15 protein-coding genes and 1 pseudogene are annotated in these 18,566 nt (G+C 64.5%); 9 read left to right on the forward strand and 7 right to left on the reverse strand.

Translation table 11 applies throughout. From position 1 onward, the window contains the following. Positions 1–174: 174 nt before the first annotated feature. From CIT39_RS14305 to CIT39_RS14315, 3 genes are read left to right on the forward strand one after another with little or no spacing between them, the layout of a single operon-like run. On the forward strand, positions 175–411 hold the full coding sequence (locus CIT39_RS14305) for a hypothetical protein (protein WP_244607579.1): 237 nt from the start codon (positions 175–177) through the stop codon (positions 409–411). Continuing rightward, the gene (locus tag CIT39_RS14310; RefSeq protein WP_162848642.1) at positions 350–583 is read left to right on the forward strand and encodes a hypothetical protein; all 234 of its coding nucleotides are present in this window, start codon (positions 350–352) and stop codon (positions 581–583) included. The genes CIT39_RS14305 and CIT39_RS14310 overlap by 62 nt, the downstream gene beginning before the upstream one ends. Positions 584–597: 14 nt before the next feature. Beyond that, positions 598–1,326: a sulfite exporter TauE/SafE family protein gene (locus CIT39_RS14315; RefSeq protein ID WP_094974677.1), complete on the forward strand. Its 729-nt coding sequence runs from the start codon at positions 598–600 to the stop codon at positions 1,324–1,326. On the opposite strand, the gene CIT39_RS14320 is transcribed toward CIT39_RS14315, so the two are convergent. Further along, on the reverse strand, positions 1,323–4,523 hold the full coding sequence (locus CIT39_RS14320) for an efflux RND transporter permease subunit (protein WP_094974676.1): 3,201 nt from the start codon (positions 4,521–4,523) through the stop codon (positions 1,323–1,325). The genes CIT39_RS14315 and CIT39_RS14320 overlap by 4 nt on opposite strands. A gap of 180 nt (positions 4,524–4,703) precedes the next feature. Then, entirely contained in the window at positions 4,704–5,948 is a 1,245-nt protein-coding gene (locus CIT39_RS14325) for an efflux RND transporter periplasmic adaptor subunit (protein WP_094974675.1), read from the reverse strand. Positions 5,949–6,147: 199 nt separating this feature from the next. Here CIT39_RS14325 and CIT39_RS14330 point away from each other — a divergent pair, with 199 nt between their 5' ends. Further along, on the forward strand, positions 6,148–6,753 hold the full coding sequence (locus tag CIT39_RS14330) for a TetR/AcrR family transcriptional regulator (protein WP_094974674.1): 606 nt from the start codon (positions 6,148–6,150) through the stop codon (positions 6,751–6,753). A 13-nt stretch (positions 6,754–6,766) separates the two neighbouring features. Here the strand turns inward: CIT39_RS14330 and CIT39_RS14335 are convergent, their stop codons facing one another. The 4 genes and pseudogenes from CIT39_RS14335 to CIT39_RS14350 all read right to left on the reverse strand — a co-directional run bounded on the left by CIT39_RS14335 (position 6,767) and on the right by CIT39_RS14350 (position 12,151). Beyond that, positions 6,767–8,251: an amidase gene (locus CIT39_RS14335; RefSeq protein ID WP_244607580.1), complete on the reverse strand. Its 1,485-nt coding sequence runs from the start codon at positions 8,249–8,251 to the stop codon at positions 6,767–6,769. 278 nt (positions 8,252–8,529) lie between these two features. Then, complete coding sequence (locus CIT39_RS14340; protein ID WP_094974671.1) at positions 8,530–9,897, reverse strand: MFS transporter; 1,368 nt, start codon at positions 9,895–9,897, stop codon at positions 8,530–8,532. Positions 9,898–9,973: 76 nt separating this feature from the next. Continuing rightward, positions 9,974–11,504: pseudogene (locus tag CIT39_RS14345) on the reverse strand (aldehyde dehydrogenase). Beyond that, positions 11,501–12,151, reverse strand: a complete 651-nt coding sequence (locus tag CIT39_RS14350) for a GntR family transcriptional regulator (protein ID WP_162308501.1) — start codon at positions 12,149–12,151, stop codon at positions 11,501–11,503. Before CIT39_RS14350 ends, CIT39_RS14345 begins: the two are co-directional and overlap by 4 nt. A 153-nt stretch (positions 12,152–12,304) precedes the next feature. Between CIT39_RS14350 and CIT39_RS14355 the strand changes: the two genes are divergently transcribed. From CIT39_RS14355 to CIT39_RS14370, 4 genes are all read left to right on the forward strand, one after another. Next, positions 12,305–13,078 carry an alpha/beta fold hydrolase gene (locus CIT39_RS14355; protein WP_094974668.1) on the forward strand — a complete coding sequence of 258 codons (774 nt, stop codon included), beginning with the start codon at positions 12,305–12,307 and terminating at the stop codon, positions 13,076–13,078. A gap of 378 nt (positions 13,079–13,456) precedes the next feature. Then, positions 13,457–14,674, forward strand: a complete 1,218-nt coding sequence (locus CIT39_RS14360) for a multidrug effflux MFS transporter (RefSeq protein WP_094974667.1) — start codon at positions 13,457–13,459, stop codon at positions 14,672–14,674. Positions 14,675–14,689: 15 nt separating this feature from the next. Beyond that, positions 14,690–16,087, forward strand: coding sequence for a guanine deaminase (gene guaD / locus CIT39_RS14365; RefSeq protein ID WP_094974666.1), 1,398 nt, complete (start codon positions 14,690–14,692; stop codon positions 16,085–16,087). Positions 16,088–16,098: 11 nt separating this feature from the next. Beyond that, the gene (locus CIT39_RS14370) at positions 16,099–17,082 is read left to right on the forward strand and encodes an antibiotic biosynthesis monooxygenase (protein ID WP_094974665.1); all 984 of its coding nucleotides are present in this window, start codon (positions 16,099–16,101) and stop codon (positions 17,080–17,082) included. 21 nt (positions 17,083–17,103) lie between these two features. On the opposite strand, the gene CIT39_RS14375 is transcribed toward CIT39_RS14370, so the two are convergent. Beyond that, a complete protein-coding gene (locus tag CIT39_RS14375) occupies positions 17,104–17,451 on the reverse strand; it encodes a MerR family transcriptional regulator (protein ID WP_094974664.1) in 348 nt (115 codons plus the stop codon). A gap of 84 nt (positions 17,452–17,535) precedes the next feature. Between CIT39_RS14375 and CIT39_RS14380 the strand changes: the two genes are divergently transcribed. After that, on the forward strand, positions 17,536–18,546 hold the full coding sequence (locus tag CIT39_RS14380; protein WP_094974663.1) for a zinc-dependent alcohol dehydrogenase family protein: 1,011 nt from the start codon (positions 17,536–17,538) through the stop codon (positions 18,544–18,546). Positions 18,547–18,566 lie beyond the last annotated feature (20 nt).

The raw sequence follows: 18,566 nt of genomic DNA on the forward strand, positions 1-18,566 counted from the left end.
CGCGTCATTCGATCGAATGACGCGATTTTTTTCGCTCTCTTCTACAGACGCGTCACACGATTTCTTTCGACGTATCAGACTTCTTTGTGAAGCAACTCACAGCAGGCTGAGTGAGTCTCATCATTCTCTCGCACGGGTTGAGAGGAGATCGTCATGCGAAGGACGTCACTTGCCATGGCCGACAAGTTCCGCGACATCGTCGCTCGCGTCGGCGCCGTGTTCCGCGAGCAGCGCAAGATCGACGCGCGGCGCGCATTGCAGCGCTATCACCATTTGCTGGCCCAGCCCGGCGAAACATTGCCTTTGAACGAAATCATGCCACTCAGCAAGCAAGAGGATATTTCCGGACATGCCCACGGATCTGATGCGCGCGAGCGCGCCGCCGGCCAGCCGGCCTGCGAGCGCGCGTAATTTCAACATCGTCGCGATCGCGCTGACGACCGCGCTCGTCGCGCTTCAACTGGTCGGGCTGGCGCTTCTGGAACGATCCCACGCTCATGCCATGCAAATGTCGTTTCCGCGCGAGGCGGCCGCCTGCACCGAAAGCCCGGATGCTGCCGTTCCGCAGATTCCCTACGATTGACCGGAGGACGGTCCGTGCCTGATGTCACGACTCTGATTCTGCTTAGCGTTGCCGTGTTCGCCGGCGCCTTCGTTTCGGGGCTCTCGGGTTTCGCGTTTTCGGCCGTCGCGGGCGCGATTCTGCTGCGCGTGTTTCAGCCGCTCGAAGCCGTGCCGTTGATGATGGCGTGCAGCATCGGCGTGCAGGCAACCAATCTCTGGGCGCTCCGGCGCAGCATTCGCTGGGAGGGCAGTCTGCTGCTGATCGTCGGCGGATTGATCGGCGTACCCATCGCCGTGTCGCTGCTGCAGAGCGCGGATACGCATCTGCTCAGGCGCGGCTTCGGCATCATCGTTGCGCTCTATGCGGCCTACATGCTGCTGCGCCCGACGCTGATCACCGCCGGTGACGCGGTCGGCCGGCACTGGGTCGCGCTGATCGGCTTCGGCGGAGGGCTCGTCGGCGGGCTGACGGCGATGCCGGGCGCAATCCCGACGATCTGGTGCGACATGCGCGGCATGCCCAAGAGCGAGCAGCGCGGTCTGGTGCAGCCTTTCATCGCCGCAATGCAGGTCTTCGCGATCGTCCTGCTGGTCGGACATCAGGACCTGTCGTCGAAAGTCTTGGTTGATCTCGCGGTCAGCCTGCCAGCGCTATTCGCTGGTTCCGCGCTCGGCGTGATCGCCTTTCACCGCGTCAACGAGACGGTCTTTCGCAAGACCGTGCTCGTCCTGTTGCTGCTCTCGGGGATCTCCCTGGTCTAGTGGGAAGGCGTGGTGATCGAACCCTGGACCGGCGCCGCGCTGATGTCGCTGCCGTGATGCACCAGCGGCTTGTTGCCGGCCACGGTCCGCAGCAGCACGTAGAACACCGGCGTCAGGAACAGGCCGAACACTGTGACGCCGATCATGCCGGAGAACACGGCAACGCCCATGGCGCGCCGCATCTCCGAGCCTGCGCCGGTCGAGAGCACCAGCGGCAGCACGCCCATGATGAACGCCATCGACGTCATCAGGATCGGGCGAAGCCTCAAGCGGCTCGCCTCGATTGCGGCCCGGATTGGCGTGCGGCCGGCGAATTCGAGCTCGCGCGCGAATTCGACGATCAGGATCGCGTTCTTGGCCGAAAGTCCCACGAGGACGATCAGGCCGATCTGGGTGAAGACGTTGTTGTCGCCCTTGGATATCCAGACGCCGAACATGGCGGCGAGCAGGCCCATCGGCACGATCATGATGATCGAGAGCGGCAGGGTCAGGCTCTCGTAGAGCGCGGCCAGCACCAGGAACACCAGCAGGATCGCCAGCGGGAACACCCAGAGGCCGGAATTGCCGGCGATGAACTCCTGATAGGTCAGGTCGGTCCACTCGAAGGCAAAGCCGGGCGGCAATGTCTCCGCTGCGATCCGGGTTGCGGCCTCCTGCGCCTGGCCCGACGAGAAGCCGGGCGCGGCGGCGGCGTTGATGTCGGACGACAGGAATCCGTTGTAGCGGATCGCGCGCTCCGGTCCCGCGCTCTGGCGGATGTTGAGCAGCGCCGACAACGGCACCATGTCGCCCGAGGACGAGCGCACCTTCAACGGCCTGATGTCGTCGGCACGCGCGCGGAACGGTGCATCGGCCTGGACGCGGACCGAATAGGTTCGGCCAAACTTGTTGAAGTCGTTGACGTAGTAGGAGCCGAGATAGATCTGGAGCGTGTTGAACACCTCCGTCACGGGGACGCCGAGCTGCAGCGCCTTGGTGCGGTCGATGTCGGCGAACAGCTGGGGCACGTTGACCTGGAAGCTCGAGAACGCGCCGGCGATCTCCGGCGCCTTCTGCATCGCCGCCATGAACGCATTGGTCGCTTCGTTCAGCGCCTCATAGCCGAGGCCGGCGCGGTCCTCGATCTGCAGCTTGAAGCCGCCGATGGTGCCGAGGCCATTGACCGGCGGCGGCGGGAACATGGCGATGAAGGCTTCCTGGATGCCGGCGTATTTCTTGTTGAGATCGGCTGCGATTGCATTCCCGCTCAGCGCCGGCCCCTTGCGCTCGTCGAATGGCTTTAATGTCGAGAACACGATGCCGGCATTGGACGAGTTGGTGAAGCCGGAGATCGACAGGCCGGGAAAGGCCACCGAACTCTCGACGCCGGGCTGGGTCAGCGCGATGTCGCTCATCTTGCGGATCACCTCTTCGGAGCGATCGAGCGCCGCGCCGTCGGGCAGGCGGGCGAAGCCGACCAGATATTGCTTGTCCTGGCCCGGCACGAATCCACCGGGCACCTGCTGGAACAGCAACGCAGTGACCCCGACGAGCACCACGTAGAGGCCCATCACGGCGGCCTTGCCCGAGATCACCTTGGTGACGCTGCCGCTGTAGTTCTCCGAGGAGCGCGTGAAAGCCTTGTTGAAGCCGCGGAAGAACCAGCCAAGGCTCTTTTCCATGATCAGCGTCAGCCGGTCCTTCGGCTCGTTGTGGCCCTTGAGCAGAAGCGCCGACAGCGCCGGCGACAGCGTCAGCGAGTTGACGGCGGAGATCACCGTCGAGATCGCGATTGTCAGCGCGAACTGCTTGTAGAATTGCCCGGTGAGGCCGGAGATGAAGGCCAGCGGCACGAACACCGCGATCAGCACCATGGCGATCGCGATGATCGGGCCCGAGACCTCGCGCATCGCCTGATAGGTGGCGTCGCGCGGCGACAGCCCGGATTCGATATTGCGCTCGACATTCTCGACCACGACGATGGCGTCGTCGACGACGATGCCGATCGCGAGCACAAGGCCGAACAAGCTCAGCGCGTTGATGGAGAAGCCGAACACGTGCATCACGGCGAACGTGCCGACGATCGAGACCGGCACCGCCAGCAGCGGGATGATCGAGGCCCGCCAGGTCTGGAGGAACAGGATCACGACCAGCACCACCAGCGCGATCGCTTCCAGAAGCGTGTGGATGACCGCCTCGATCGAGGAGCGGACGAACTGGGTGGGGTCGTAGACGATCTGGTAGGACACGCCTTCGGGCATGTTCTTCTTGATCTCGGCCATGGTGGCGCGGACGTTATCGGAAATCTGCAGCGCGTTGGAGCCGGGCGCCTGGAAGATCGGTATCGCCACCGCCTGCTTGTTATCGAGCAGCGAGCGCAGCCCGTATTCGGAGGCGCCGAGCTCGATGCGCGCGACGTCGCGCAGGCGAACGACCTCGCCGCGTGTTCCGGTCTTGACCACGATGTCGCCGAACTGTTCCTCGGTGGCGAGCCGGCCTTCCGCGTTGACGGAGAGCTGCAGGTCGATGCCGCTGACGTTGGGAGAGGAGCCGACGACGCCGGCGGCGGCCTCGACGTTCTGTGCCTGGATCGCCTTGACGATATCGCTCGCGGTCAGGCCGTGCTCGGCGGCCTTCTGCGGATCGACCCAAACCCGCATCGAATAGTCACCGGCGCCGTAGAGCTGGACGTCGCCGACGCCGTCGATCCGCGCGAGGCGATCCTTGACGTTGAGCACCGCGTAGTTGCGCAAATACGTCATGTCGTAGCGGCCATTCGGCGACAACAGATGCACCACCATGGTGAGGTCGGGTGACGACTTCTTGGTGATGATGCCGAGCTGGCGCACCACGGCCGGCAGGCGCGGCTCGGCCTGCTGCACGCGGTTCTGCACCAGCTGCGTCGCCTTGTCGGGGTCGGTGCCGAGCCGGAACGTCACCGTCAGCGTCATCGCGCCGTCGGTGGTGGCCTGGCTCGACATGTACAGCATGTTCTCGACGCCGTTGATCTGCTCCTCGATCGGGGTCGCGACCGTTTCCGCGATCACCTTCGGATTGGCGCCGGGATATGTCGCGCGCACCACGACGGAGGGCGGCACCACGTCCGGATATTCCGAGATCGGCATCGCGAACAGCGAGATCAGGCCGGCAAGGAAAATCAGGACCGACAGCACGCCGGCAAAGATCGGACGATCGATGAAGAATTTCGAGAGATTCATGGCTTTGCCCCTGGGCAATATCTTGCGGCTCTCCGGACAGCTCCGCCGTCATTCCGGGGCGCGCGCAGCGCGAACCCGGAATCCAGAGGTGATGTGCTCGGTTTCACTAACTTCGAGATTCTCAGGTGCGCAATTGCGCACCGTAGTTCGCGACTTCGTCGCGCCCCCGGAACGAGGTAACTAGCGTTGCACCACGTCCTGGTTGCTGTGGTTGGAGGCTGCTTGCTGCCCACGCGCGCCCATCGCCGCGACCTCCGTCTTGAGGAGGGCGCCCGGACGCACGCGCTGCAGGCCGTTGACGACGATGCGATCGCCGGACTTCAGGCCCGAGGTGACGACACGAAGCCCGTCGACGGCGCCGCCGAGCGTGATCGGACGGTACACCGCGCGGCTGTCGTCGCCGACCGCCATCACGAACTTCTTGTCCTGGTCGGTGCCGATCGCGCGCTCGTCGATCATCACGAGCGTCTGCTGCTTCGGCTGGCCCATGCGCACGCGGGCGAACTGGCCGGGGATCAGACGCCCGTCCTCGTTCTGGAACACCGCGCGCACCCGGATGGTGCCGCTCTGGCCGTTGACCTGGTTGTCGATGAGCTGGATGTGGCCTTTCGCCGAGAAGCCGCCGGAGGTCGCCATCTCCACGGGGATCTGGTCGAGCTTGCCGCGCGCGCCCTTGGCGTCCGCGATCGAGTTCAACGCACGCAGCACGACCTCTTCATCGGCATCGAAGGACGCATAGATCGGATTGACCGAGACCAGCGAGGTCAGCACCGGGGAGGCAGTGCCGGCGGCGACGAGATTGCCGACGGTGATTTCGATCTTGCCGACGCGGCCGTCCACCGGCGCGCGCACCTCGGTGTAATCGAGATTGAGCTTTGCAGTCTGGAGCGTTGCCTCGGCCGCCTTCACGTTGGCGATCGCTTCGCGGTTGGCGTTCTCGCGCTGGTCGAAATCGCGGCGTGTCACGACGGCGTTGCCGACCAGCTGCGCGCCGCGTTCGACCTCGCTGGTGGTGAATACCACGCGCGCCTTTGCCGCCTCGAGCTGGGCGTTGGCCTTGTCGACCTCGGCCGCGTAGGGCGCCGGATCGATCTTGAAGAGGACGTCACCGGCCTTCACCAGCGCGCCTTCGGTGAACTCCGTAGCAAGGATCGCACCGGCAACGCGCGGGCGGAGCTCGACACGGTTGATGGCTTCCAATCGGCCGGAGAAGTCGTCCCACAGCGCGGTCTGCCGCGGCTCGATCATGGCGACGGTGACGGGCACCGCCTGTTCAGCCGCGGCGGCCGTTGCGGTTGCCTGGGCGGCATGAAGATAGTGACCGGTCGCAAACGCGCCGGCCACGGCGAGGGTGCCGACGATGGCGACGCCGCCAAGAAGACGGTGGATACGGCCGGCGCGGGAGGTATTTCGGGCGGGGTGCATTTGCGCGCTCCAGATATGTAGTGTTCACTACAGATGTGGAGCTGGATGTCGCAGTGCAAGATACTTATGTACCATTCACTAAGAAAATTGTAGCCGCTTACCGCGACGATGGGAAGACACAAGAAAAATAAAGCTAGAACAATTAGATAGGGACCGGCGTTAAACTGATACGGGCCGCCGCTTCCGAGGAGACAGGCACATGCGCATGGGACGCCCCCGCGAATTCAACGCCGAAACGGCGTTGGATCAGGCGATGGAAGTGTTTTGGCGACACGGCTACGAGGGCGCCACCATCGCGCAGCTGACCGAGGCCATGGGCATCAATCCCCCGAGTCTCTACGCCTGTTTCGGCAACAAGGAAGGCCTGCTGAAGGCCGCACTGGAACGCTACACCAAGCTGCGCAATGTCTGGATGAACGAGGTGGTAGCGGCTCCGACGGCCCGGGATGTCGCCGAACGAATGCTGATGGGCATCGCCGACAAGCAGACCGATCCCGCCAATCCGCCCGGATGCCTCCTGGTGCAGGGCGGCATCGCCTGCGGCACCGGCTCCGAGAACGTCCCCTTCGAACTCGCCGCCCACCGCGCCCGGAATGAAGACCAGCTCCGCGACCGTTTCATCCGCGCCAAGGCCGAAGGCGATCTCAAGGAAAGTGCCGACCCCGCCGCGCTCGCGCGCTACGTCTCGGCCGTCTCGGTCGGCATGGGCGTGATGGCGTCGTCCGGCTCCGACCGCGAGGCGTTGCGGCAGGTTGCGAGCGTGGCGGTGCAGGCGGTTGAGGCGCAGTCGACGGACCGAACCTGATTCATCTTGCGGATTACATTGCCGACAGCGTCGGCGGCGGGACGAAGCCGCCGAACTCGCGTTCGATCAGTCCGGCCAGCGCAATCGTCGTGCGGTCCTCGAGGTAAGGCCCGATGATCTGGACACCGATCGGCAACCCTGACGGCGTGCGCTCGATCGGAACGGCGGTTGCCGGCAGCCCGCAAGTCGAAGCAGGGTCCGCCCAGATGAAGCACGCGTCGGAGTAGTTGGTGAGCTTGCCATCGATGTCGAGCTGCCGCGCGTCAAACGGCTCGGAATGGTCGTGCGGGAACGCCGGCACGGCGGCAGCGGGATAGACCACTGCGTCGAATTCGCGGAAGAATTGGTGCCACTTCTGCTGCAACTGCAGGCGGGCCGCGTCGATCGCAAGCCACTCGCGATGGATCATGCCCCAACCGCGGGCGCGCTCGGCCTGCAGGCTGCGGTCGTCGGGCAAGAGTGCCGCGGCAAGTCCTTGTGCCTCTGCGAGGGCGACCGGTGTCAGGCGCGGACTTCGCGCGGCGTTCAACAGCTTCATGTAGAGCCGCGCGGATTCGGCGAGATCGGGCAGCGACGCGCTCGCGCGTGCGAGGCGCGCGCCTGATCGTTCGAGCCGTTCTGCCAGTCGACCAATGGCAGCACGCACCGCGTCACCCGTCGGCATCAGCGGATGGGTGCCGATCACGAGGATCCTGAAATCCCTGAGATTGTCATGGCGCGGGGTTGGCAGTGCAAGGCGATAGCCGATCCCGTCGCGCGTCTCGTCCGGGCCGGCAATCACGTCGAGCGACAGAGCAAGGTCCGAGGCGGTGCGCGCCATCGGCCCGACCACAGCGAGATCACCCTGGCCTGGGACGGGCGCTGCCGGCGGCAGGCTGTATCCGCGCAGCGGGACCAGGCCGAGGCTCGGCTTGTGTCCGAACACCCCACAGAAATGCGCGGGCACCCGGATCGAGCCGCCGATATCCGAGCCGATCGAGAGTGGACCGAAGCCTGCGGCCAATGCCGCGCCCGATCCGCCCGAGGAGCCGCCGGCTGACCGGCCGAGATCCCACGGATTGTTCGTTGCCCCGTAGACGTCGTTGTAGCTCTGGAAATCCCGCAAGCCGATCGGGATATTGGTCTTGCCGATAATGATGGCGCCCGCCGCCTTCAATCGCGAAACGACGAGAGCATCTTCCGCTGGCTGAAAATCCTTGAAGTGCGGAAAGCCCCATGTGGTCGCCAGGCCGGCGACGTTGAACGGTTCTTTCAAGGTGAGGGGGATACCGAGCAACGGCAGCCGCTCGCCACGGCCAAGCGCGGCATCGGCGGCGCGTGCGGCATCCCGAGCGCGATCGAAATCGCGAACGACAATGGCGTTGATAGGGCCATCGAGTGCCTCGATGCGCGCGATCGTGTGTTCGAGCAATTCCGATGCGGAGACCTTGCGCCCGTGCAGGGCGCCCGACAATGCGCCGATCGAGCCGTAGTCGAGGTCAGGGGCATCTGCGGTCATCACGAACTCCATTGTATGTCGTCGTCTGGACAACCGATCCTGACGCCGAACATGCAATGTTGGAAGCGGGATGAGGAGGCGGCGCAACGGGAACCAGATCTGCCCGCCGGTCGGGGCGGCGTTCGGGGCGTCGACCGCTTCCACAGCGTCATGGCCGGGCTTGTCCCGGCCATCCACGCCTTACGACACGGCACCGAGAACGTGGATGCCCGGGACAAGCCCGGGCATGACGACCTTATATGGGGAGGCGGAACATATCAGATCGCCGAGAGCTAAACTCAGGAGGCTTCCTTGAGCACCGGCGCCGCTGTTTCCTCCGCCTTCATTTCCTCGAGACTGCGATGCCGCGGCTCGATGCCCAACGCCCAGACCGTGATGATCTGCACCACCAGCAGCCCGATCATCAGCGCCATCACGCCGGCCACGCCGCGCGACTCGAACAGCGACACGACCAGGAATGGCGTGGCGATCGTCGCGCCGCGTCCCAGCGTGTTGACGATGCCGGACGCACGCAGGCGGACCTCGGTTGGAAACAGTTCCGGGATATAGATGCCGAACAGCAGGGCGACCAGGACGTAGATCGGCACCGTCAGTGCAAAGCCGACGGCCGGAAGCAGGATCGGATCCGAGATCATCGGATAGAGAATGCCGAACGCTACCGTGATCACGGACGCGCCGATGATGGTCGGCTTTCGGCCCCAGCGGTCCGCGGTCAATGCACCGATGGCCGCGCCGATCGGTGCACCGAGCGCCATCAGCAGTGAATAGCCGAACGAGGTCGCGACCGAGAGACCCTGCTTGACGAAGAACACGGGGAGCCAGGTGACGAAACCATAGAGCAGGGTGTTGATCGTGATCAGGCAGACGGCACCGACGATCATTCGCGACAGCAGGGGAGCAGTGAACAGCGTGCCGAGATCGGGGGACACCGGTACCGGTGATGCGGCCGCAGGCGCAGGCAGGGGCTGCCCCTGGGCCGCCTCCTTCTCGATCGCCTGCATCAGCGCTTCCGCCTCAGTGGTGCGCCCCACGGCTTCCAGCCAGCGCGGCGATTCCGGCAGCGATTTGCGCATGTACCAGACCACGAGCGCGCCGACGCCGCCGAGCACGAACATCGAGCGCCAGCCGAATTGCGGCACCAGCACGGATGCGACCAGCAGCGCGACGGGCAGGCCCGTGACGACGCACACGGCCGTGAGGCCGAGCCATTTGCCGCGGGTGCGCGCGGGCACGAATTCCGTCATCGTCGAATAGCCGACGACGTTCTCCGCGCCCAACCCGACGCCCATCACGAAGCGGCAGGCAATGAGGAAGGCCATGTTCGGCGCGAACGCGGCGGCAAGCGAGGCGATGCCGAAAAGCAGCAAATTGAATTGATAGGTGAAGCGGCGTCCGTAGCGGTCGCCGAGAAAGCCGGTGCCGAACGACCCCAGCATCATGCCGACGAAGGTCGCAGAGATGAAGGCTGCATTCTGGGCCAGTGTCGAGAAGCCGGTCTTCAGCGTCACGCTGAGCACGGTCCCGGCGATGTAGATGTCGAAGCCGTCGAAAAACATGCCGATGCCGATCAGCAGCATGATGCGGCGGTGGAATGGCCCGATCGGCAGGCGATCAAGACGGCCGCCTGCGTTCACCGATGTCGACATTTTACGCTCTCCCCTGACTGTCGTTCTGGTTGATGCGGCCCGCCTCTCTGAGCGATCTGCCGCCTGTCGCTGTTTGTTAGTTCAGTCGCTTCTGGTTGGCCGTGTCGCCGGTACCAGTCGAACGGCTGCTCGTGGGTCGCGACCATCACGCTCTTGGTGTTGAAGTGGTCGTTGAAGCTCTCGGTGCCGCATTCGCGGCCGATGCCGGAATCGTCGACGCCGCCCCAGGGCGAGGCCGGGTCGAGCCGGTGATGATCGTTGATCCAGACGATGCCGGCCTTGACCGACGCTGCGACGCGATGCGCGCGGGCAACGTCGCGGGTGCGGATCGCAGCGGCAAGGCCGAACGGCGAGTCGTTGGCAAGCCGCAGCGCATCGGCCTCGTCCTTGAACGGCGTCACCGAGGTGAAGGGACCGAACACCTCCTCCTGGAAGATGCGCATGTCGGATCTGACGTCGGCGAAGACCGTCGGCTCGACGAAATAGCCGTTGTCATGGCCCGGCACTTTGGCGGCGACGCCGCCGGTGACGAGACGCGCGCCGTCTTCATGGCCGTAACCTGCATAAGACAGCACGCGGTCGCGCTGCTTGGCCGAGATCACGGGACCCATCTGGGTGGCGGGATCGAAGGGGTCGCCGACGCGGATCGTGCGGGTCTTGGCCTGCAGCTTCTCGACGAATTCGTCGTAGATCGAGGCTTGAACGATGTGGCGCGAGGCGCAGACGCAGGTCTGTCCGGCGCCGATGAACGCGCCGAACGCGGCATAGTTGACGGCGCGGTCGACGTCGAAATCGTCGAATACCATGACCGGCGTCTTGCCGCCGAGTTCCATGGTCTGATGCGCGAACACTTTTGCGGCCGCGCTGCCGGCGATGCGGCCAGCCTCGGTGCCGCCGGTCAGGACCAGCTTGTTGATGTCACCGTGCTCGGCCAGCATCTTGCCGGCGCTCTGGCCGAGGCCGAGAACGATGTTGAAGACGCCGGGCGGCAGGCCTGCCTCGCTGAAGATCTGCGCCAGCTTCAACGTCGTCAGCGGCGTGTATTCGGACGGCTTGACCACGGTAACGCATCCGGTCGCCAGCACGACGGCGAGCGACTTGCACAGGATCATCAGCGGGTGATTGAACGGCGTGCAGTTGGCGACGATGCCAATGGGGGTGCGGAGCGTGTAGTTGAGATATGCGCCTTCGACCGGGATCACGGAGTCGCGGCGCGCCAGCGCAACGCCCGCGAAATAGCGGAAGAAGTCGGGCAGGCGGGAGAGCTGCGCGCGGGTCTCGTTGATCGGACGGCCGTTGTTGAGAGTCTCCAGCCGGTACAGGCTGTCGAGATTGGCCTCGAAGGCATCGGCGAGCCTGTTGACCAGCCTGGACCGTGCACGCGTGTCCATGCCGCCCCACGCCTTGCCTTCGAACGCGGCGCGCGCGCTCGTCATGGCGCGGTCGATATCCTCGGCGGTGGAATTGGGAATGCGGGCGATCACATCGCCGGTTGCGGGATTGCGGACGTCCAGCATGGCGCCATTGCCGGCCTCGACTTCACGCCCGTCGACGAAATTGCCGTGGGTTTCGACGTCGATCGACGCCGGTTTCGACGGAACGTTCATGATGACCTCTCTTCGACTATGACGGCGTTGCGCTTGAGCGCCGGCAGGACGCGTTTTTCGGTGGCTCCGATATGGGCCTTGATGATGCGCGCGGCGGTTCTCGCTTCGCGATTCTGCATGGCGTCGATCAGGGCGACGTGCTCGGCGACGAGCTTCGCGGGATCGTGGCCTTTCAGATTGGACACGCTGACGCGGACCAGCCTGTCGGCCTGGCCGATCAGGTCGCACAGCGCGGTTGCCATGCGGCGATTGCCGGACGCATGCGCCAGTGCGGTGTGGAAGCCGCGATTGTAGGCGATGAAGTCTTCGTGGTTGCCCGAGAAGCGGCGGAATTCGTCGAGCGATTTCAAGACGCTGTCGGGCGCGCTCTCGATCGCCTCGGCAACGCAGGCCGGCTCCAGCGCGAGGCGGAAGCGCAGCAGGTCGCGGGCGTCCGACAGCGAGATCGGTGTGACCCGATAGCCCTGGCGCGGCTGCACCGTCACGAGATGCTCGCGCTGCAGCCTCAAAAGCGCATCCCGAACCGGTTGACGGCTCACCGAATAACGCTCGGCCAAATCCTGCTCTCGCATTTCATCGCCGGGAGCAAGGCGACATGCTAAAATATCAGACCTGAGGAGATCGTAGATGTTTTCGCGCAAAAGCATGATTTTATGGAACCTCGTTGGCTCTAATTTGGCAATCCTGATATTTCACGTCAAGACCCAAAAACTTGAAATCCCGCCGATTTGATTTATCAATCGGACCGATGAGGCCTGCGATCACGCGGGCCGGCCGACGTAGTCGGGGAAAGACCGGACATGGACAGGCTTCTTGCCAACGGGACCGTCAACGCCGCGCAATCGGGCGAGGGGCCGCCGCTGTTCCTCTTCCACTCGCTGTTGTCGGACCGTGCGAGTTTCGATGCGATCGTGCCCGCGCTTGCCGGATCGTTTCGCGTCATCGTGCCGGAGCTGCCGGGCTTCGGCAGGTCGCGTGCGGTGGAAGGCGGCCTTGCCAGGATTGCGGACCGAATGGCCGAGGCTGTGCACGATGCTGCGCGTGGCGCGCCGGCGATCGTGCTCGGCAATGGCTATGGCGGTTTCGTCGCCCTGCAGATGGCGATCCGGCATCCCGACATCGCCAGCAAGCTCGTTCTCGCCGACAGCGGCGCGGCGTTCTCGGAGCCCGGCCGCGAAGCGTTTCGCAACATGTCGAAGGTGTCGCGAGAGAAAGGACTGGAGGCGATCACTGACGTCGCGATGCGGCGCCTGTTCGCGCCGGAGTTTCAGGCGCAGCATCCTGAACTGATGCAGGATCGCCGTGCCGCCTTTCTGCGGACAGATCCGGACGTGTTTCGTGCGGCGTGCGACGCATTGGCAAGCCTCGATCTCCGCTCGGAACTCGTCGCGGTGAAAGTTCCGGTCCTCGTGATGGTCGGCGAGCACGACGAAGCGACGCCGCCGCCGATGTCACATGAGCTGGCCGCCGGATTGCCGCGCGCCGAACTCAGGATTCTCGGCGGTTGTGCGCATGTGCCACAGCTCCAATCGCCGCGACAGTTTCTCGAAGTTATCGAGGAATTCTTGCGGTGATCTGCGCATTTGGTTCGAAACGGCGATGCCTTCCGAGCAGTTAATGGCTCGGCGCCGGCCGGCGGATTCACGATTGGTAATGATGCAATTCTGCACCTGATTTGCCCGACGGTGCAAATGAATATTTCGCTCTTTACGAATTTTGCAAACGGTCAATGATTTCAGTGCGATCCCTACTGTGCATGGGGTTGTTTTCGCATTTTTTACAGGAGCGTCACCACGCTCGGGGCATGAGCTGCCAGCATTGAACCGGAACCCCTAAGGGTTTTTACACACAGTTCTGGCACGTTCCCGCGCGTCAAGATCCGCAACCTGCATCGTCGCGTCTCAACGCGCGCACGAAAAGACGGGGACGCGGAGATCAAGGGGGCGTTGCTCATGACCGCACTTGCTTCGGACGCCGGTTGCGCGAAGCGGGGGATCGTGCCGATCCTGCTGTGCGTCGTCCCGTTCAGCCAGATTCCGCTCGATGCCTACACGCCCGGCCTGCCGCAGATGGTGGCGGATCTCGCCGCCGATCCCGCCGCGATGCAGAACACCGTCACCGCCTACATGCTCGGCATGAGCCTGGCGCTGGTGCCTGTCGGCATCGCCTCCGACACGCTCGGCCGTCGCAACGTCCTGCTTGCGGGCTTCGCCGTGCTCGTCGCGATGAGCATCGCCTGCGCGCTCGCGACCAGCGCCTCGCTGCTGCTGGGCTTGCGCTTCCTGCAAGGCATCGGCGGTTGCACCTGCCTCGTGGTGGCCTATGCGGTCGCCGCCGATTGCTTTCGCGGCCGCGAGCTTATGGCGATCTCCGGCCTGTTGGGCGCGGCCTGGGGGCTCGCGCCTGTGCTTGCGCCCGCGGCCGGCGGCTTCATCGTCGAGCTGACGTCCTGGCGCGGTGTCTTCGTCATTATTGCCGTCGCCGCGGCCATCGTCGCTGCGATCGTCGTGTTGTTTCTACCCGAGACATTGCAAGCCGAGCGGCGCGCGCCGTTCGATCCGCGCCGCACCGCCGGCATCCTGCGCGACGCGCTTGTTCGTCCGGGCTTCCTGGCCTTCGTACTGGTGTTCGCCGCGTCAGCCAGCGCGCAACTGGCGTTCGGCGTCGTCGCGCCGTTCTTCTACCAGACCGGCCTCGGCTATTCCGCGGCGATCTACGGCCTCGTCGCGCTCGGCCTCGGCGCGGTCAATCTCGCCGGGGAGCTCGGCTGCGCCCATTTTGCGCGCGTCGTGTCCGCGCGCGTGATGGGGTTTGGTGCCTTCGCGCTATTTGTTGCCGGCGCGGCGGTGCTGGCCGGAACAGGCATGGCCGTCGGTCTCGATTTCGCGTCGATAACGATCGGCGGCGCGCTGGTGCTCGGCGGCTGCGGTGTGCTGTGCCCGATGATGTACGGCATGGCGCTCGGCCTGTTCGAGCGCGACCACGGCCTGATCGGTGGCCTCATCAGCGCGCTCTGCTATCTCGCCGTCAGCGGCGCCATGGCGATCACGGCGGTGTTGCCTGAAGCAACCCAGGCGCCGATCGGATGGCTCTATCTCGGCCTCTGCGCCATCGCGGGCACGCTGCTCGCGGTCTCGCTGCCGTCGGCGCACCACGCCACACAGTCTTAAGGAAGGAACCAGTTCATGACCACCGTCGGTATTCGCGGCACGTTCTTCGACTTCATCGACGATCCCTGGAAGCATGTCGGCAACGAGCAGGTCGCCGCACGTTTCCACCAGGACGGCCTCATGGTCGTCATCGACGGCGTCATCAAGGCGTTCGGTCCTTATGACAAGGTTTCTGCTGCGCATCCGGACGTCGAGATCACCCATATCAAGGACCGCATCATCGTCCCCGGGTTCATCGACGGCCACATCCATTTGCCGCAGACCCGCGTGCTCGGGGCCTATGGCGAGCAGCTGCTGCCGTGGCTGCAGAAGTGGATCTATCCGGAAGAGCTCAAGTACCGGGATCGCAACTACGCGCGCGAGGGCGTCAAGCGTTTCCTCGACGCGCTGCTGGCGTCCGGCACCACCACCTGCCAGGCCTTCACCAGCTCCTCGCCGGTCTCCCCAGAAGAGCTGTTCGAGGAGGCGGCCCGCCGCAACATGCGCGTGATCGCGGGCCTCACCGGCATCGATCGCAACGCGCCGTCGGATTTCATCGACACGCCCGAGAATTTCTATCGCGACAGCAAGCGGCTGATCGCAGAGTATCACAACAAGGGTCGCAACCTCTACGCCATCACGCCGCGCTTCGCGTTCGGTGCTTCGCCAGAATTGCTCAAGGCGTGCCAGCGCCTCAAGCACGAGCATCCGGATTGCTGGGTCAACACCCACATCTCCGAGAACCCGGCCGAGTGCAGCGGCGTCCTCGTCGAGCATCCGGATTGCCAGGACTATCTCGGCGTCTACGAGAAGTTCGACCTGGTCGGTCCGAAATTCTCCGGCGGCCACGGCGTCTATCTCTCGAACAACGAATTCCGCCGGATGTCGAAGAAGGGCGCCGCGGTGGTGTTCTGCCCGTGCTCGAACCTGTTTCTCGGCAGCGGCCTGTTCCGCCTCGGCCGCGCCACCGACCCGGAGCACCGTGTGAAGATGTCGTTCGGCACCGACATGGGTGGCGGCAATCGCTTCTCGATGATCTCCGTGTTAGATGACGCCTACAAAGTCGGCATGTGCAACAACACGCTGCTCGACGGCAGCATCGATCCCGTGCGCAAGGACTTGGCCGAGGCCGAGCGCAACAAGCTCTCGCCCTATCGCGGCTTTTGGTCGATCACGCTCGGCGGTGCCGAGGGCCTCTACATCGACGACAAGCTCGGCAATTTCGAGCCGGGCAAGGAAGCCGATTTCGTCGCACTCGATCCGAACGGCGGCCAGATCGCGCAAGCGTGGCACCAGTCGCTGATCGCCGACGGCGCCGGCCCGCGCACGATGGACGAGGCCGCGAGCATGCTGTTCGCCGTCATGATGGTCGGCGACGATCGCTGCGTCGACGAGACCTGGGTGATGGGCAAGCGTCTCTATAAGAAAAGCTGAGACGGCAGCTCATGAGCGCATCCCTTGATACAGGCGGCCAGCCGGTCGCCCTCGTCATCCAGCGCCGCATCACTGATGATGGCTTTGCGGCGTTCGCGCGGTGGAACGGCGAGGTGGGCGAGGTGCTCAAGGCCTGGCCCGGGTTCCTGGGGCAGGAGGTGGTGCCGCCTCAGCCGCCCGCGCATGTGGATTGGGTGACAATCCTGCGCTTCGCGAGCCCAGCCGCTGCGCGCGCCTGGCTTCAGAGCGAGGTGCGGACGCGGCTGATCGCCGAGGTGCAGCGCTTCTTCGTCGGTTCGGAGGATGTCCATATCCTGCCCGACACCGGCGTTCAGCGCGACAGCGCGGTGTCGGCCGTCATCTCTTTCAAGGTGCCTGACGGCCTCGAGGACGCGTTCCTCAAATGGCAGCAGCGCATCCAGGCCACCGAGGCCAAGTTCAAGGGCTTCTTGCGCCACAAGATCGAACGGCCGATTCTGGGCCTGCATGACGAATGGATCGTCATCCTGTCGTTCGACAGCGATGCCAATCTCAATGCCTGGCTCGACTCGCCGATGCGGCAGACGCTGCTGGAGGAGGGTCTGCGCTTCAATGCCGGCATGAATGTGAAGCGCGCGAGCTATGGCTTCAATTTCTGGTTTCCCGCCGGCAAGACGCGAGCGCCGGAGCAAGGCGCGGGCCTGGTCTGGAAGAGCAACCTCATCGTCCTCCTGGTGCTCTATCCCGTGGTCTATCTCTGGGGTACTTTCGTCAGCGCGCCGCTGATCGACAGTCACGGCGTGCCGGTCTGGCTGTCGCTGTTCGCAGGCAATCTCGTCAGCACCCAGCTGCTCGGCTGGTGGCTGGTGCCGGCCGCCTTCAGGGCGCTCGACTGGTGGGTCACGCCGAAGGCCGCGCTCAGTCGCCAGATCGCGGGCTACGCACTTCTTGCCGCGCTCTATGCCGCCTCGATGGCTCTGTACGCGCTGCTGCTCGCGTGGCATTGGGGGCGGTGAGGCCAAGCAGGCGTTTGGCGCTCAGTTCACACTTGACAGGAAGCCCGCCAGAATCGTCCGGCTTTGGCTGAGCGTCTCGATGCGTTCATCGATGAGGCTGACCTGCTGCGCGAGTATCCTGCGCAGATTGTTGCACGGCGTGAATTCCGGATCGTTGTTCCGCACGCACGGCAGCAATTGCTGGATCGTTTCCAGCGTCATCCCGGCCGCGCCAAGCATTTTGATCCGCCGAACGGTCTCCTCTTCCACCGGACCATAATCGCGATAGCCGGAGTCGGTCCGCTGCGGCGCAAGCAGTCCTTCGGCTTCGTAGTAACGCAGCATCCGGACACTGACTCCCGTCCTGCGGGAGAGCTCACCAATCTTCACTGAAAAATCCTCTTGACCCTGACAGTGCTGTCAGACCTTACAGGTCGTGCTCGTCCATGTGAACACCATCGCGGAGGAGCAACGATGAAAGCTTACCATTTGAACGACGATGCCGGTGCCGGTGGCCTTGTGCTGGCCGATGTCAGTCGACCTGAACCCGCCGGCGGCGAGGTCCGTATCCGGGTCGAAGCGGCAAGCCTGAATTATCGCGACCTGATGATCCTCGACCGCGTTGGCCAAGGCGGGCTGAATGGTCGCGTGCCGTTGTCGGACGGCGCGGGCGTCGTCGACGCCATCGGTTCGGGCGTCACGCAGTGGCAGCCCGGAGACCGCGTCGTCGCGTCGTTCTTTCGCGATTGGGTCGCGGGGCCATTCAAGTCCAGCTATGTTCCGTCTGCCCTGGGTGGCAACACCATGGACGGAATGCTGGCGGAGTATGTCGTGCTGCCGGCAACCGCGCTTGTCTCCGCGCCGGCGCACTTGTCCGCGGTCGAAGCAGCGACCTTGCCCTGTGCCGGCGTTACGGCCTGGCACGGCCTCGTCGCTCGCGGCGGGATGGGCAAAGGCGACACGCTGCTGGTCCAGGGAACAGGCGGCGTCGCGCTGTTCGGCCTTCAGTTCGCCGCGGCGCTGGGCGCGCGCGCGATCGTGATATCCTCCTCGAATGAGAAGCTCGCCCGCGCCAAAACGCTGGGCGGTTCTATCCTCATCAACTACCGCGACACGCTTGACTGGGATGCCGCGCTGATGAAGGCGACGGACGGCGAAGGCGCCAGTCATATCCTCGAGCTCGGCGGACCCGGCACCTATGACCGATCGCTGAGATCGGTCGCTTCGGGCGGCAAGATCGTCCAGATCGGTGTCTTGACAGGGTTTGGCCCGAAGCCGGACCTCGCGCGTCTTCAGTGGGAGAACGCCGACATCATCGGTGTCACCGTCGGATCGCGCGAGCATTTCACCGCCATGAATCGCTTCTTGACCGACAAGGCAATCCACCCGATCGTCGATCGGGTGTACGGTTTCGACGAGGTCCCCCATGCGTTCGCCCATCTCCGGACCGGCTCCCACTTCGGCAAGGTCGTCGTGAAGCTGTAAGGTCTCGGAGACGTCAGGGC

The sequence above is a fragment of the Bradyrhizobium symbiodeficiens genome, assembly GCF_002266465.3.
Classification (GTDB): domain Bacteria; phylum Pseudomonadota; class Alphaproteobacteria; order Rhizobiales; family Xanthobacteraceae; genus Bradyrhizobium; species Bradyrhizobium symbiodeficiens.

Coding starts and splice junctions, on each gene's coding strand:
- CIT39_RS14305 (WP_244607579.1), top strand. CDS start 175: ATGGCCGACAAGTTCCGCGACATCGTCGCTCGCGTCGGCGCCGTGTTC.
- CIT39_RS14310 (WP_162848642.1), top strand. CDS start 350: ATGCCCACGGATCTGATGCGCGCGAGCGCGCCGCCGGCCAGCCGGCCT.
- CIT39_RS14320 (WP_094974676.1), bottom strand. CDS start 4,523: ATGAATCTCTCGAAATTCTTCATCGATCGTCCGATCTTTGCCGGCGTG.
- CIT39_RS14325 (WP_094974675.1), bottom strand. CDS start 5,948: ATGCACCCCGCCCGAAATACCTCCCGCGCCGGCCGTATCCACCGTCTT.
- CIT39_RS14330 (WP_094974674.1), top strand. CDS start 6,148: ATGCGCATGGGACGCCCCCGCGAATTCAACGCCGAAACGGCGTTGGAT.
- CIT39_RS14335 (WP_244607580.1), bottom strand. CDS start 8,251: ATGACCGCAGATGCCCCTGACCTCGACTACGGCTCGATCGGCGCATTG.
- CIT39_RS14340 (WP_094974671.1), bottom strand. CDS start 9,897: ATGTCGACATCGGTGAACGCAGGCGGCCGTCTTGATCGCCTGCCGATC.
- CIT39_RS14350 (WP_162308501.1), bottom strand. CDS start 12,151: ATGCTTTTGCGCGAAAACATCTACGATCTCCTCAGGTCTGATATTTTA.
- CIT39_RS14355 (WP_094974668.1), top strand. CDS start 12,305: ATGGACAGGCTTCTTGCCAACGGGACCGTCAACGCCGCGCAATCGGGC.
- CIT39_RS14360 (WP_094974667.1), top strand. CDS start 13,457: ATGACCGCACTTGCTTCGGACGCCGGTTGCGCGAAGCGGGGGATCGTG.
- guaD (WP_094974666.1), top strand. CDS start 14,690: ATGACCACCGTCGGTATTCGCGGCACGTTCTTCGACTTCATCGACGAT.
- CIT39_RS14370 (WP_094974665.1), top strand. CDS start 16,099: ATGAGCGCATCCCTTGATACAGGCGGCCAGCCGGTCGCCCTCGTCATC.
- CIT39_RS14380 (WP_094974663.1), top strand. CDS start 17,536: ATGAAAGCTTACCATTTGAACGACGATGCCGGTGCCGGTGGCCTTGTG.